13 protein-coding genes and 1 pseudogene are annotated in these 14,346 nt (G+C 72.1%); 4 read left to right on the top strand and 10 right to left on the bottom strand.

The window, feature by feature from the left end; all coding sequences use genetic code 11:
* Window positions 1–85 precede the first annotated feature (85 nt).
* From BMY97_RS11580 to BMY97_RS11550, 7 genes are all read right to left on the bottom strand, one after another.
* Entirely contained in the window at window positions 86–2,341 is a 2,256-nt protein-coding gene (locus BMY97_RS11580) for a polyribonucleotide nucleotidyltransferase (RefSeq protein WP_091616681.1), read from the bottom strand.
* A gap of 234 nt (window positions 2,342–2,575) precedes the next feature.
* Window positions 2,576–2,845: a 30S ribosomal protein S15 gene (rpsO, locus tag BMY97_RS11575; RefSeq protein WP_091616679.1), complete on the bottom strand. Its 270-nt coding sequence runs from the start codon at window positions 2,843–2,845 to the stop codon at window positions 2,576–2,578.
* Between the two features lie 131 nt (window positions 2,846–2,976).
* Entirely contained in the window at window positions 2,977–3,456 is a 480-nt protein-coding gene (locus BMY97_RS11570) for a 2'-5' RNA ligase family protein (RefSeq protein WP_091616678.1), read from the bottom strand.
* 3 nt (window positions 3,457–3,459) lie between these two features.
* Window positions 3,460–3,933, bottom strand: coding sequence for a helix-turn-helix domain-containing protein (locus BMY97_RS11565; RefSeq protein ID WP_091616676.1), 474 nt, complete (start codon window positions 3,931–3,933; stop codon window positions 3,460–3,462).
* 125 nt (window positions 3,934–4,058) lie between these two features.
* Window positions 4,059–5,027 (bottom strand): bifunctional riboflavin kinase/FAD synthetase, encoded by a 969-nt coding sequence (locus BMY97_RS11560; protein ID WP_091616673.1) that lies wholly within the window; start codon window positions 5,025–5,027, stop codon window positions 4,059–4,061.
* Between the two features lie 43 nt (window positions 5,028–5,070).
* Window positions 5,071–5,985 (bottom strand): tRNA pseudouridine(55) synthase TruB, encoded by a 915-nt coding sequence (truB, locus tag BMY97_RS11555; RefSeq protein WP_091616671.1) that lies wholly within the window; start codon window positions 5,983–5,985, stop codon window positions 5,071–5,073.
* Window positions 5,986–6,008: 23 nt separating this feature from the next.
* Entirely contained in the window at window positions 6,009–7,331 is a 1,323-nt protein-coding gene (locus BMY97_RS11550) for an MFS transporter (protein WP_091616669.1), read from the bottom strand.
* 374 nt (window positions 7,332–7,705) lie between these two features.
* Here BMY97_RS11550 and BMY97_RS11545 point away from each other — a divergent pair, with 374 nt between their 5' ends.
* Complete coding sequence (locus tag BMY97_RS11545) at window positions 7,706–8,206, top strand: Rv1352/Rv1906c domain-containing protein (RefSeq protein ID WP_143086184.1); 501 nt, start codon at window positions 7,706–7,708, stop codon at window positions 8,204–8,206.
* 282 nt (window positions 8,207–8,488) lie between these two features.
* Here the strand turns inward: BMY97_RS11545 and BMY97_RS11540 are convergent, their stop codons facing one another.
* Both BMY97_RS11540 and BMY97_RS11535 read right to left on the bottom strand, forming a co-directional pair.
* Window positions 8,489–9,316, bottom strand: coding sequence for a PhzF family phenazine biosynthesis protein (locus tag BMY97_RS11540; protein ID WP_091616665.1), 828 nt, complete (start codon window positions 9,314–9,316; stop codon window positions 8,489–8,491).
* Between the two features lie 598 nt (window positions 9,317–9,914).
* Window positions 9,915–10,274 (bottom strand): excisionase, encoded by a 360-nt coding sequence (locus BMY97_RS11535; protein WP_091616663.1) that lies wholly within the window; start codon window positions 10,272–10,274, stop codon window positions 9,915–9,917.
* A gap of 68 nt (window positions 10,275–10,342) precedes the next feature.
* Between BMY97_RS11535 and BMY97_RS49765 the strand changes: the two are divergent.
* The 3 genes and pseudogenes from BMY97_RS49765 to BMY97_RS11525 all read left to right on the top strand — a co-directional run.
* A pseudogene (locus BMY97_RS49765) lies at window positions 10,343–10,699 on the top strand (Clp protease N-terminal domain-containing protein); the annotation flags it as partial.
* Between the two features lie 54 nt (window positions 10,700–10,753).
* Window positions 10,754–11,314 carry a Clp protease N-terminal domain-containing protein gene (locus tag BMY97_RS49555; RefSeq protein ID WP_425425265.1) on the top strand — a complete coding sequence of 187 codons (561 nt, stop codon included), beginning with the start codon at window positions 10,754–10,756 and terminating at the stop codon, window positions 11,312–11,314.
* 47 nt (window positions 11,315–11,361) lie between these two features.
* Complete coding sequence (locus BMY97_RS11525) at window positions 11,362–12,471, top strand: FAD-dependent oxidoreductase (protein WP_091616659.1); 1,110 nt, start codon at window positions 11,362–11,364, stop codon at window positions 12,469–12,471.
* An 11-nt stretch (window positions 12,472–12,482) separates the two neighbouring features.
* On the opposite strand, the gene BMY97_RS11520 is transcribed toward BMY97_RS11525, so the two are convergent.
* Window positions 12,483–13,838, bottom strand: coding sequence for an MATE family efflux transporter (locus BMY97_RS11520; protein ID WP_281246897.1), 1,356 nt, complete (start codon window positions 13,836–13,838; stop codon window positions 12,483–12,485).
* Window positions 13,839–14,346: the final 508 nt, after the last annotated feature.

Genomic DNA, 14,346 nt, shown 5'->3' with positions numbered 1-14,346 from the left:
ATGCCGTGAAGGCCCCCTTACCAGCGCGGGTAAGGAGGCCTTCACGGACAACTGCTTCTGCTACGCGCTGTGGCGAAGCGGTGTCTTACTTGGCTTCGGCCTTCTCGGCCTCGGCCGGGGCGTCGGCGGACTCGGCGGCCGGGGCAGCGTCGTCTTCCTTGACCACGATCAGGCTGATCTTGCCGCGGTTGTCGATGTCGGCGATCTCGACGCGGAGCTTGTCGCCCACGTTGACCACGTCCTCGACCTTGTTGATCCGCTTGCCGTTGCCCAGCTTGGAGATGTGCACCAGGCCGTCCTTGCCCGGCAGCAGCGAGACGAACGCGCCGAACGCGGCCGTCTTCACCACGGTGCCGAGGAAGCGCTCGCCGACCTTGGGCAGCTGCGGGTTGGCGATGGCGTTGATCATGTCGATCGCCGACTCCGCCGACGGGCCGTCGGCCGCGCCCACGTAGATCGTGCCGTCGTCCTCGATGGAGATGTCGGCACCGGTCTGCTCGGTGATCGAGTTGATCATCTTGCCCTTCGGGCCGATGACCTCGCCGATCTTGTCCACCGGGATCTTCACGCTGGTGACGCGCGGGGCGAACGGGCTCATCTCGTCCGGGCCGTCGATCGCCTCGGCGATGACCTCGAGAATGGTGAGCCGGGCGTCCTTCGCCTGCTTCAGCGCGGCCGCGAGGACCTCCGACGGGATGCCGTCGAGCTTCGTGTCGAGCTGCAGCGCGGTGATGATGTCCTTGGTGCCGGCGACCTTGAAGTCCATGTCGCCCATGGCGTCCTCGGCGCCGAGGATGTCGGTCAGCGCGACGTAGCGCGTCTCGCCGTCGACCTCGTCCGAGATCAGGCCCATCGCGATGCCCGCGACCGGCGCCTTGAGCGGCACGCCGGCGTTGTACAGGCCCATGGTGGACGCGCAGACCGAGCCCATCGAGGTCGAGCCGTTGGAGCCCAGCGCCTCGGAGACCTGGCGGATCGCGTACGGGAATTCGTCCCGCTTCGGCAGCACCGGCACCAGGGCGCGCTCGGCGAGCATGCCGTGGCCGATTTCGCGGCGCTTCGGCGAGCCGACGCGGCCGGTCTCACCGGTGGAGAACGGCGGGAAGTTGTAGTGGTGCAGGTAGCGCTTGTGCGTCTCCGGGGAGAGCGAGTCGATCTGCTGCTCCATGCGGAGCATGTTCAGCGTGGTGACGCCCAGGATCTGGGTTTCGCCGCGCTCGAACAGCGCCGAGCCGTGCGCCCGCGGGATCACCGCGACCTCGGCCGAGAGCGAGCGGATGTCGGTCAGGCCGCGGCCGTCCATCCGGATCTTGTCGGTGAGCACGCGCTTGCGCATGATCTTCTTCGACAGCGCCTTGAACGCGGCGCCGATCTCCTTGTCGCGCCCCTCGAAGGCCTCGCCCTCGCCCAGGCCGACCTTGGCCAGCACGGTGGCCTTGACCTCGTCGGTCGCGGCGTCGCGGGCCTGCTTGCCGGCGATCTGCAGGGCCTTGGCCAGCTCGTCGGTCGCGATCGCGGCGACGGCCTCGTAGATGTCCTGCTCGTAGGCCAGGAAGACCGGGAACTCGCCGGTCGGCTTGGCGGCGTCCGCGGCCAGGCGCTGCTGCGCCTCGCACAGGACCTTGATGAACGGCTTGGCGGCCTCGAGGCCCTCGGCGACCGAGACCTCGTCCGGCGCCTTCGAGCCCGCGGCGATCAGGTCGAGCGTCTGCTCGGTGCCCTCGGCCTCGACCATCATGATCGCGACGTCATCAGCGACGATCCGGCCCGCGACCACCATGTTGAAGGTGGCCTTCGCCAGCTGCGACCAGGTCGGGAACGCGACCCACTGGTCCTCGATCAGCGCGACGCGGACGCCGCCGACCGGGCCGGAGAACGGCAGGCCGGCGATCTGGGTCGACGCCGAGGCGGCGTTGATCGCCAGCACGTCGTACGGGTCGTCCGGGTTGAGGCTCTGGACGGTGATGACGACCTGGATCTCGTTGCGCAGGCCGTCGGCGAACGACGGGCGCAGCGGCCGGTCGATCAGGCGGCAGGTGAGGATCGCGTCGGTCGACGGGCGGCCCTCGCGGCGGAAGAACGCGCCGGGGATGCGGCCCGCGGCGTACATGCGCTCCTCGACGTCCACCGTCAGCGGGAAGAAGTCGAAGTGCTCCTTCGGGTGCTTCGACGCCGTGGTGGCGGAAAGCAGCATGGTCTCTTCGTCGAGGTACGCGACCACGGCGCCGGCGGCCTGCTTGGCCAGGCGGCCCGTCTCGAAGCGGACGGTGCGGGTGCCGAAACGGCCGTTGTCGAGAACGGCTTCGGTTTCGAACACGGTGACTCCGGTGGAGTCGGTCATAGGGTGTATCTCCTCTTTAGTTCCTTCGTACGGTCGCGAGTCTCCCATCCTGGGACCCGTTTCGCCTGAGGACGCTCGAGGAGTGAGGCCGGTCTTCGATCGAAGCCCCCGGGCCGTCTGCCCGGGAACCACTACCGAGGACCGGCGGACGGTTCCTCCAGCGCGCTCGCGCCGCCTGTGGGTGGTGCTGGGCCGAGGGGGAGCGACCGGCGGTCGCTCCCCCTCGGGTTACAGCTAGCGGCGCAGGCCGAGGCGCTTGATCAGCTCTCGGTACCGCGCCACGTCGACCTTCTCCGTGTAGTTCAGCAGCCGGCGGCGACGGCCGACCAGCAGCAGGAGGCCACGACGGGAGTGGTGGTCGTGCTTGTGCTCCTTGAGGTGCTCGGTGAGCCCGACGATGCGCTTGGTCAGCAGCGCGACCTGCGCCTCGGGGGATCCGGTGTCCGAGTCGTGCAAGCCGTACTCGGCCAGGATCGTCTTCTTCTCATCGGTGGACAGTGCCACTGGGGTAACTCCTCATACTCATCAGTGCCGTGGGGCCCGGGCCGCGCTGCGCGGCCGGGTAGCCGGTCTCGGCCGCCACGGACTGCAGCCGGACCCGATCATCGAGATTACCAGCCGTGTGATCTGCTCCTTCAGGCGCGGTGCAGGCCGAATGCGGCGACCTCGCGGTACGGCCGGCCGTCGCTCGCCATCAGCACCACGCGCCCCGCGCTCCAGGTCCGGCCGGCGAACCCGGCGAGCCTTCGCGGCCACTCCCCCGGGCCGTTTTCCCGCGGGAACCGGGCGAGGGTGAGGTGCGGGCGGTAGGGGCGGCCGGACTCCGCGCCCGCGGCATACGCGAGGCCGGCGAGGCCGTCTCCCGCGCAGTCCAACCACAGGACGCCCGGAAACGTTCCCGCGGCGCCGAGCCGGACCTCGACCGGCGGCCGCCCGGCCAGCGCGGCGCTCAGAAACGAGGTGCGCTCGGCGATGTCGGCTTCACCGTAGAACGCGAGCGTGACGTGCCAGCCCGCGGGCTCGGCCCAGCGCAGCGCGGGATCGCCATCACCGAGCGCGTCCGCCACCGCGGCGGCCACGTCGGCCGGCGGTCTCAGCGCGGAGAACAGCCGCACCGGCTAGTGGCTCGCCCCGGCGCGGCGGAGCAGGTCGGCGATCGCCGGGAACTCGTCGTCGAGGCGCTTGGCCGCCTCGGTCAGGTCCTCGTCCTCCGCCAGCTCGCGCAGCGCGGCGAGCACCGTCTTGTCGTCGGAGCCGAGCGGGATGTTGTCCCGGCCGACCGTGGGCCGCGCGTCGCGCACGTCTTCCAGCGCCGACTGCATCGCGTCGCGGTTGCCCGCCGCGACCTCGGGCACGAGGATCTTGCGCTCCAGCATGATCATCCGCGCGAGCACCACGGGGTTGCCGATCTTCGCGCGCCGCCCGCTCATCACCTGGCTGAGCATCGGCGCGCTGATGCCGAGCACCTCGGCCAGGAATGCCTGGGACACGTCGAAGGCCACCACCAGCCTGCGCACACGGTCACCGAGCGGCTCCCCGTACCACTCCCGCTGCAGCGCCACGTTCCGCTGAACGATCTTGTGGTCCTCCACCCGTTCCGCTCCCCCTCAGCCCCACGTCGTCGGTACCGCCGGTGAGTATCTTGCCACCGCGGCGGCCTCCAGGTGACCGGAACTGCCCTTTCCGCCCCGCGGTGTGCCCGACCAGGGGAACACGCTCAGTCGCCGGCGGCCAGCTCCTTGCGGGTGCGGGCGACGTCGTCGTCGATCTGCGTGACCAGGTCTTCGGAGCGGGTGAAGCGCACCTGGTCGCGCAACCGGGTCACGAAGTCGAGCGCCACGTGCTGGCCGTAGAAGTCCTCGTCGACGTCGAGCACAAAAGCCTCGACGGTGCGTTCGCGACCGGAGAACGTCGGGTTCGTGCCCACCGAGACGGCCGCGCGCAGCCGTCGCCCGGGGTCCGACGAGCGCGTGAACCAGGCGACGTAGACGCCGTCCGCGGGCACGGCGGCGAACCGCGGCGTGGACAGGTTCGCCGTCGGGTAGCCGAGGTCGTGGCCCCGGCCGTCACCGCGGACGACGATGCCCTCCAGGCGGTGCGGGCGGCCGAGCGCGTCGGCCGCCGCCACCACGTCGCCCGCGTCGATGCACGAACGGACGTAGGTGGAGGAGAAGGTGATGTCGTTGGCCGCGCGGTCGCCCTCGGCGAGCGAACGGCCCTGCAGCTCCGCGCCGTAGGCCACGAAACCGAAGCGCTGGCCGAGCCGCCGCAGCAGCGCGACGTCGCCCGCCGCCTTGAAGCCGAACGTGAAGTTGTCGCCCACCACCACGGCCGCCGTGTGCAGCCGGTCCACCAGCACCTCGTGCACGAACTCGTCCGGGCTCAGCTTCGACAGGTCGAGCGTGAACGGCAGCACGGCGAACGCGTCGATGCCCAGGCTTTCGACCAGTTCGGCCTTGCGCCGCAATGTGGTCAGCTGCGCGGGATGGCTGCCCGGGCGCAGCACCTCGGACGGGTGCGGGTCGAAGGTCAGCAGCACGCTCGGCAGCCCGCGCTCGGCCGCCGCCCGCACCGTGCGCGAGATGAGCGCCTGGTGCCCGCGGTGCACGCCGTCGAACACGCCGATGGTGACCACGCACCGTCCCCAGCCGCCCGGGAGGTCTCCCAGGCCACGCCACCGCTGCACTGTCCTCAACTCTCCCCGCGCCGGTGTCTGCTCGGAGCCCACCCTATGCGGGGAGCAGGACCACCACCGACCGGGCCGCACCGTCGGTGTCGGCGGCCAGGGCGAGCACGCGGCCGTCCGGCGCGAACAGGCCGTACGTGCCTTCGATGCCGACCGCCGGGATGCGCTGGCCGTGCCGGACCGCGCGCGCGGCGGCGGCGTCGAGGTCGTGGCGCGGGAACGCGGCGGCAACGGCCGCGTCGAGGTCCAGCGACAGCTCCGGCTTTTCTTCGAGCTGGTCGAGCGTGCGGGCCTTGGCCAGGGTGAACGGGCCGACGGTGGTGCGCCGCAACGCCCGCAGGTGACCGCCGGCGCCGAGCGCGGCGCCGAGGTCGCGGGCCAGCGCGCGGACGTAGGTGCCGGACGAGCACTCGACCACGGCGTCCAGCTCGACCCGGTCGCCCTCGCGACGGGTGGACAGCAGGTCGAAGCGGAAGACGGTGACGGGCCGCGGCGGGAGGACGACCTCCTCGCCGGCGCGCACGCGGGCGTACGCGCGCTTGCCGTCGATCTTCACGGCGCTGACCGCGCTGGGCACCTGCTGGATGTCGCCGGTGAGCGCGGCGATCCCCTCGGCGATCCGCTCGTCGGTCACCTTCGCGACGGCGCCGGGCTCCGCTTCGGTGAGGGTCTCGCCCTCCGCGTCGTCGGTCGTGGTGGAGCTGCCGAGCGAAAGCGTGGCGAGGTAGGTCTTGCGGTCGAGGGCGAGGTGGCCGAGCAGTTTGGTGGCGCGCTCGATGCCGAGCACGAGCACGCCGGTCGCCATCGGGTCGAGCGTGCCGGCGTGGCCGACCTTGCGGGTGCCCATGATCCGCCGGGCGCGCGCGACCACGTCGTGCGAGGTCATCCCGGACGGTTTGTCGACGATCAGCAGACCGGGCGGCGGAGCGGGGCGGCGCGGTTCTTTCGGGCGGGACACGGGCAAAACTGTATGGGACGCGGTCAGGCGGCCACAGCCGGGCGGGCCGGTTCGGGGACGGTGTCCCACGGGCGGCGGCGGATGCGCACCGGCACCGCCTCGCCGCGGGCCTCGGCCGCGAACAGGTGCGCGCGGGCGCGGCGCCACCACACCAGCATCCGGGCGGTGCCCAGCGCGAGCACCACCACGACGGCCAGCAGCGCCACCCGGAAATTGCCGCCCGTCCACTGCAACAGCACGCCGACGGCCAGCGCGGTGATCGTGGTGGCGACGAAGCCGCCGACGTTCACCACCCCCGTCGCGGTGCCGACGCGGTGCATCGGGTTGTAGTCACGGGCCAGCGCGAAGCCGATCATCGACGCCGGTCCGCCCAGCGCCAGGAACGCGAACGCGGGCACCAGCACGCCCACCGGCAGCGGCCCGCTCCAGCCGAGCAGCACGGCCCACACCAAGGCGGCGCCGCCGAGGTACCCGCCGACCAGCGGCATCCGCAGGGACGGCCGCCGCCCGATCAGCGTGCCCAGCAGCGGGCCGCCCGCCATCGAGCCGAAGACGAACACGGTCAGCAGCGCGCTCGCCGTCGCGGGCGGCAAACCCTGTCCCTGCACCAGAAACGGCACGCCCCAGAGCAGCGTCAGCACGTTCGGCGCGAACATGGTGGTGAAGTGCACCCAGAAGCCCAGCCGGGTGCCGGGCACCCGCCAGGCCGTGCGGACCTGGCGCGCCAGCTCGGCCGGGCGCACCGGCTCGCGGACCGGCACGGGCACGCCGAGCGGGGTGTCGCGCACCCGCAGCAGCACGGGAACGGTGTACAGCAAGGTGATCGCGCCGACGGAGAGGAACGTGACTGTCCATCCCGGACCGTCGAGCAGCAGCGTCAGCGGGACGGTGGCGGCGAGGTTGCCGATGTAGCCGACCGCCGAGGTGAACGACGTCAGCAGCGCGTACTGCCGTCCCGGGAAGTGGGCCGCGACGAGCCGCAGCACGCTGACGAACGTCAGCGCGTCGCCGAGCCCGAGCACCCCGCGCGCGAGAAGGCCGACGCCGTAACTGCTCGCGACGCCGAGCAGCAGCTGGCCGAGCCCGAGGATCAGCGCGGCGGCGGTGAGCACCCGCCGCGGGCCGTACCGGTCGACGAGCACGCCGGTGGGGATCTGCATCGCGGCGTAGACCCCGACCTGCAGCACGGTGAACGTGCCGAGCGCGGCCGCGCCGACGCCGAACCGCTCGGCCGCCTGCAACCCGGCGACGCCGAACGAGGTGCGGTGGAACACGGCCAGCAGGTAGACCGTGACCGCGGTGAGCCAGATGAGCCAGGACCGGACAGTGGCGCGGCCGGGCGACAAGGGTTCCTCCAGGAGGTAGCGGACCGTCAGGGGACGACGCCCACGCTGCCGCCTCGATGGTTGTATCGCCTCAGCAAGCTCGAAACATAGCCGTTACGTACCGACTGTGCGGCATCCCACACGGCGTTCATCCAGGTGTTCCAGGGGCGGCGAAGGCTGACAGGCCCTGGGGTGAAATCGGAGCCTGATGATGGCGCTCGCCGCCGCGAGCACCGGCGCGTCACCCGGCTCCCCGGCCGGCTCGCCGTCTACCGGACGTGGCTGATGGTCAGTGTCGCCCTTGTCGGTCGCTTGCTCGGCTGGTGGCTGACGTCCCGTAACAGCCCGCTTGATCATCTCGACCTTTTCGTGCCCCTCACTGAAGGAGACCCACTGTGTCCAGCCCCCAGCCGTACCCGCAGCCCGTCCCGCCGCCTGCGCCCGCCGGCCCGGCACCGGCCCGGAAACCGAAGCGGTGGCCGTGGCTGCTCGGAATGGCGGCGACGCTGATCCTCGGCCTCATCATCGGGAACAGCGGCAGCAGCACGCCGACCGCGGCGAGCGGCAGCCCGACGACGGTGACCGTGACCGCGGCACCCCCGGCCGCCCCCGTGCAGAACGCCGCGCCGGCTCAGCCCGCCGCGCCCGCCGGGCCGAAGACCTCGTTCGGGGACGGCACCTACAAGGTCGGCGAGGACATCGCGCCGGGGACCTACAAGAGCACCGGGCCGCGGGCCGGGTCGCCCATCCCGAACTGCTACTGGCAGCGCGCGAAGAACGACTCCGGCTCGGTGGATTCGATCCTCGCGAACGACAACACCCAAGGGCCTGCGCGGTTCACCGTGAAGACGGGCGAGTACGTGCGGGTCCAGGGCTGCGACTTCACGAAGTCCTGATGAGCGAACCCGGCTGGCACGCCGATCCCCATGGGCACCGGCGGCGAACGGTACCGAGACGGGCGGCAGTGGACGCTGCATGCCAGGCAGCGGCCGGGGCGCCCCGACCCCAGGACTACAAACCTGCACGTCGACCTTTTATCGCTCCAGCGGGCGATTCAGCAGGATAGGGACGCGGACGTATCCGCATGGTCATCGAGGTCCAGGTCAACCAGGTGGCCCTGGATTGCCACGTCGGCTAGCTGGGCCGTGAGGTCGCCGAGCACGCCCCGTGGGCCGTGGTCACGGCAACCGGACCGACCCGGTGATGCCGATGACGGTGTCGCCGCCGACCCAGATGTCGGAGCCGGCCCGTTCGACGTGGACGCGGCCGCGGCGTTGGAGGCGGGTGCCCTGGGCGGCGACGTAGGACTCGGGAGCCTGCCCGGTGCCGATCAGCCATTGGCCGATCGCGGCGTTGAGGCTGCCGGTCACCGGGTCCTCGGCGGCGCCGACGAACGCGCGGACCTCATACGCGGCCTCGCCGCCGGACGGATGGGGGCCGACCACGCCGATCTTGTCGTGCTCGCCGAAAGCGGCGGGGTCCGGTTCGATCCCGAGCACCGTGTCGGCGTCCTTGAGCAGGACCGCGAGCCACCCGGGCCCGTTGTCGGCCCACTGCGCGCCGAGGACGTCCTCGTCCTTCAGGTGCAGTGCGCGCTTCACCTGATCAAGGTCCACGGCGTCGACGTCGCCACCACGGATCAGCGGCGGCGCGGCGAACGCGAGCCGGTCCCCCGCGCTGCGCCGCACGCGCACCAGCCCGGCCCCGCATTCCTGGACCAGGTCCGCGGCCTTCGGCGTGCCGCCGGCTTCGAGCCACGCCCGCGCGGACCCCAGCGTCGGATGCCCGGCGAAGGGCAGCTCGCCCCCGGTGGTGAAGATCCGCACCCGGTAGTCGGCGTCCGCGTGCACCGGCGGCAGCAGGAACGTCGTCTCGCTGAGATTGGTCCAACGAGCGAACGCGGCCATCTGCCCGTCGGTGAGCCCCTCGGCGCCGTGCACCACGGCCAGCGGATTGCCGAGCAGGAACCGGCTGGTGAAGACGTCGACCTGGTGGAACATGAGCATGGCCCCCACCGTGGCATCGAGGAGCCGGTCGGGCCAGCGAATTCCGGCCTGTGGACGGTTGCTGCCGCTCCTGCCGGGCGGTTCCGGCCGGGTGCCGCCACTCGCGCCGCAGGGTTCCGGCCGGGTGCCGCCACTCGCACCGCACGATTCCGGCCGGGTACCGCCACTCGCACCGCACGATTCCGGCCGGGTGCCACCGCCCCAGCCGCGGGGTTCCGACCGGGTGCCACCGCTCCCGCCGCGCCGCTCGGCCGATCGCCACTACTCGCGCCGCACGATTCCGGCCGGGTACCGCCACTCGCACCGCACGATTCCGGCCGATTGGCATCGCCTCCGTCGCGCAGTTCCGGCCGATTGCCACCGCTGGCGCCGCACGGGTTGCCACCCCACCGGCCGCGCGGTTCCAGCCGGGCGCCGCAACCCTCGCCGCGCCGTTTCAGCCGGGCGCCGCTGCTCCGGGCGCGCTTCCGGCCGGGTGCCGCAGCTCCCGGCGCGGGGTTCCGGCCGATCGCCGCCACTCGCACCGCAAGGTTCCGGGCCCTTGGCATCGCCTCCGCCGCGCGGTTCCAGCCGGGTGACGCCGCCTCGGCCGGGCCGGTTACTTCCGTTCCAGTGCGGCCAGCCGCAGCTCGAGCTGGTCGACCCGGTGGCGGAGCAGGGTTACCTGGGCTTCCAGGCTGACTTCCCGTTCCGCCCGGCGCTGGATCCGCGGTGACGCGGCGGCGCGATCGATCACGGCGTCGAGCCGGACCAGGCGCTGAGGGCCGTTGGGGCCGTCCACCAGCCGGGACTCGATCTCGCCGTTGCGGTACCAGGAGCGCAGGGCCGAGCGGGAGACGCCGGCCTCGGCCTCCGCCTTGGCCAGCGTGACCCAGGGGGCCTCGTCCAGCCGCTCGAACAGCTCCAGCTCGTTCTGCCAGCGCGCGAGCCGGTCCTCCCAGTCCGACGGTGACTCCATCACACCCTCCCTCCAGCACAGTGACCCTGTCAATATCACTGTATTGACAGGGTTGCAACCATGGAAGCATGTTCGAGAAATTCACGGTGAAGGCCCGTCAGGTAGTCGTCGCGTCCCAGGAAGAGGCGAGGCGGCTCAATCACGGCTACATCGGCACGGAGCACATCCTGCTGGGGTTGCTCGACTCGCCGGACAGCATCGCGGCGAAGGCGCTGCACCAGCTCGGGTACGACCAGGAGACGGCGCGGGCCGACATCGCCGCGGTGGTCAAGCCCGGCACGGAGGAGCGGACCGGCCACATCCCGTTCACGCCGCGCGCGAAGAAGACGCTGGAACTCGCGCTGCGTGAGGCGCTGCAGCTGCACCACAACTACATCGGCACGGAGCACATCCTGCTCGCGCTGGTCGCGGAGGGTGACGGCGTCGGCGCGAAGGCGCTGGCCGAGCGGATCACCCCGATCAGCAAGATCCGGGCCACGGTGCTGGCGGAGCTGGCGGGAGCGCAGGAGGTCCCGGCCGGCAGCCCGTGGCCGTCCGGCACCCGCGCCACCGAGGACACCGTGTCCACCGCCAGCGCGCTGGCCGGTGGCTCCGCGGTTGGCAGCCATCACCTGCTCGAGGCGATGCTGCGGGCGGAGAACAGCATGGCGGCCAAGGTGCTGCGCGAACTCGGGGTCGACCCGGCGGCGGTCGCCGCCAAGATCGACGAACTCGACCCGGAGACGACCACCGACGCCAACCCGGAGGAGACCGCCGCCCGCCAGATGGAACTCCGGCTCGTCGACGAGGAGGTGCACCTGATCCTGCGGGACCCGGCCACGGTCGCGCTCGCCAAGAAGGTCACCGAGCTGTCCGACGGTGCGATCCGGGGCGCCGGGCCGGTCGCCGGCCTGTTCGTCCCGCTCTGGCGGTCGGTCAACCAGCTGCTGGGGCAGTTCCAGCGCGTGCTGGAACCGGAAGCCGAAGAAGAGGGCGGATCCGCCGCGGGCAAGGTGGCCAAGGCCGTGCGCTCGGTGCTCGCCCCCCGGCTCCGCCGGTGAACCGGCCGGAAACCGTTGGCGGGAAAGAAAACCGATCGGACGCGAGCGTGACCGTCGCCATCGTCGGAGCCGGTCTGGGCGGTCTGACCTTGGCGCGGGTGCTGCACCTGAACGGTATCGACGCCGCGGTGTACGAACGGGATTCGTCACGCGGCGCCCGCGGTCAGGGCGGCATGCTCGACATCCACTCCGGGCAGCGGGCGCTGCGCGAAGCCGGCCTGATCGACCGGTTCCACGCGATCGCCCGTCCGGAGGGGCAGGACATGCGGCTGCTCGAGCCGGACGGCACCCTGCTGCTGCGGGAGGACACGCCCGACGACGCCCCGTCCGCGCGGCCCGAGGTCGACCGCGCCGATCTGCGTGGCCTGCTGCTCGATTCGCTGCCCGAGCACACGGTGCGCTGGGGGCACACCTTCGAATCCGCCGGCCACGGGCGGGCGCACTTTTCCGGCGGGCGCAGCACGACGTACGAGCTGCTGGTCGGAGCCGACGGCGCGGAGTCCCGGGTCCGCGCGCTGCTCACCGACGCCCGCCCGGCGCACACCGGCCAGCACGTCGTCGAGCTCGGCATTCCCGACATCGACCGGACCCACCCCGGCCTCGCGGCGATGGTGGGGCGCGGCAACTACTGGGTGCTCGGCGACGGGCAATCCCTTTCGGCACAACGCAATGGCGACGGCCGCGTCCGCGTCTACCTCAGCTTCTACCGCACCACCGCGGACTGGATCGCCACCAGCGGGATCCCGTTCGACGACCCGGCCGCCGCGCGGACACGGCTGATCGAGGAGTTCGCCGGCTGGGATCCCCGGTTCACCGCACTGATCGCGGCCTGCGACGACACGGTCCGGCCACGGTCGATCACCACCCTCCCGATCGGCCTGACCTGGCCGTCGACACCGGGCATCACCCTGCTCGGCGACGCCGCGCACCTGATGCCGCCCGTGGGGCAGGGCGCCAACATGGCCCTGCTCGACGGGGCTCGGCTCGGCCTCGCGCTGGCCACGCGTCCGGACGACTTTCCCGCCGCCGTCCGGGACTTCGAACGCGAGATGTTCGACCGCACCGGTGCGGCCGCCCGGATGTCCGCGGACATGCAGGAACTCCTGACCGCACCGGACGCCGCCCGGCGGATGCTGGCGTTCTTCCAACCGGCCTGAAGGCCTTCGGTTCAGCGCACGGCGCCCACCACCGCCCATTGTCCCGAGCGCCAGCGGAAGAGGACCGCGGCCAGGCGCAGCACCATGAACAGCGACAGGCCGACCCAGATGCCGGTCAGCCCCCAGCCGAAGGCCAGTGAGAGCCAGATCAGCGGCAGGAAGCCGACGCCGGCGCTGACCAGCGTCGCGGTGCGCAGGAAAGCGGCGTCGCCGGCACCCAGCAGTACCCCGTCGAGGGCGAAGACGACGCCCGCGATCGGTTGCAGGGCAACGAAAAACCACCAGGCGTGCGGGATCTCGCCGAGCACCCCGGGATCCGACGTGAACGCGTGCGGCAGCGTGGTGGACAGGGCGGCGAACAGCACGCACAGGAAGCAGCCCAGCATCAGCCCGTACGCGACGATTTGCGTGGCCACGCCCCGCGCCTGCCGCGCGGCCCCGCCGCCGAGCGCCGCGCCGACCAGCGATTGCGCGGCGATCGCGACGGAATCGAGCACCAGCGAGAGGAAGGTCCACAGCTGCAGCACGACTTGGTGCGCCCCGACCGCCTGGGTGGACGTCCGTGCCGCGACGGCCGCCGCGGACACGAAGCACGCCTGGAAGGCGAGGCTGCGCAGCACCAGGTCGCGGCCGAGCGCGAGCTGCGCGCGCATCACGCCGAAGTCCGGCCGCAGCGGCACGCGCTCGCGCGCCAGCGCCACGAGGAACATCGACGCGGAGACGACCTGCGCCACCACGTTCGCGATCGCCGAGCCCTCCAGCCCGAGATCCGCGACATACACGAGCAGTGGGCACAGCACGGCCGAGATCCCGTTGCCCGCCAGCACATAACGCAACGGCCGGGCCGCGTCCTGCACCCCGCGCATCCAGCCGTTGCCGGCCATGGTGACGAGGATCAGCGGTGCCCCGAACAACGCGATCCGCAGCCATGACACGGCGGCCGCGGCGATCTCGTCGCTGCCCGACAGCGCGCGGGCGATCGGCCCCGCGAGCAGCTGCCCGGCCACGAGCAGCACGAGCCCGACGAGGATCGCCAGCCAGGTGGCCTGCACCCCCTCGCTGACGGCTTCGGAGCGCCGCCCGGCGCCGTGCAGCCGCGCGGTGCGCGAAGTGGTGCCGTACGACAGGAAGGTCAGCTGCGTGGAGATCTGCGACAGCACCACCCCGCCGAGCGCGAGCCCGGCCAGCGGCAGCGCGCCGAGGTGCCCGACCACGGCGGTGTCGACGAGGACATACAACGGTTCGGCGGCCAGCACGCCGAGCGCGGGCACGGCGAGGCCGAGCACGCGCCGGGCCGGGATGCGGTCACCGGGGCCGGGGCCGGTCCTCGGCTCCGGGGCTTCTGACAACGGGGCTTTTTCGGGCACCTCCGGAGGGTAACCACCGGCACCGACAGTTTCGGCTGGGTCGCTGCGGATCACAGTTGCGGGCCGGTCGGCGGCCCGGAGTTTGGCTGGTCGCGGCTGTGGGTTTCCGGGCGCTTGCGGTCACGAGTTGCTGGCTACCCACGGTGCGCGAGTTGCCTGCCGCTCGCGGGCACGGGCTGCTGGGCGCTTGCGGCCACGAGCTGCTGGCCACCCACAGTGCTCGGTTTCCAGGCGCCCGCGGGGGCGAGCTTCCCGCCGCTGGCGGCCACGAGCTGCTGGCCGCCCACAGCCAGAGGTTCCGTCCGACCACAGTCACGAGTTCCCGCCGACCCATGGGGCAGGGGCTTTCGACCACCCGCGGCCACCAGTTTCCCCCTGCCCACGGCTGCGGGTCTCCGGCCACCCATCTCCGTTCGGCCGCGGCAACCGGTTTCCGCCCGCCCGTGAGGCACGGGCCTCCGGCCGCCCACCATCACAAGCTCGCAGCCGCGGTGCACCGGGCCGGCCT

Source organism: Amycolatopsis saalfeldensis, from assembly GCF_900110575.1.
GTDB lineage: Bacteria > Actinomycetota > Actinomycetes > Mycobacteriales > Pseudonocardiaceae > Amycolatopsis > Amycolatopsis saalfeldensis.
The sequence above is the reverse complement of the archived record's forward strand: the minus strand, read 5'-3'. Positions and strand labels throughout refer to the sequence as shown.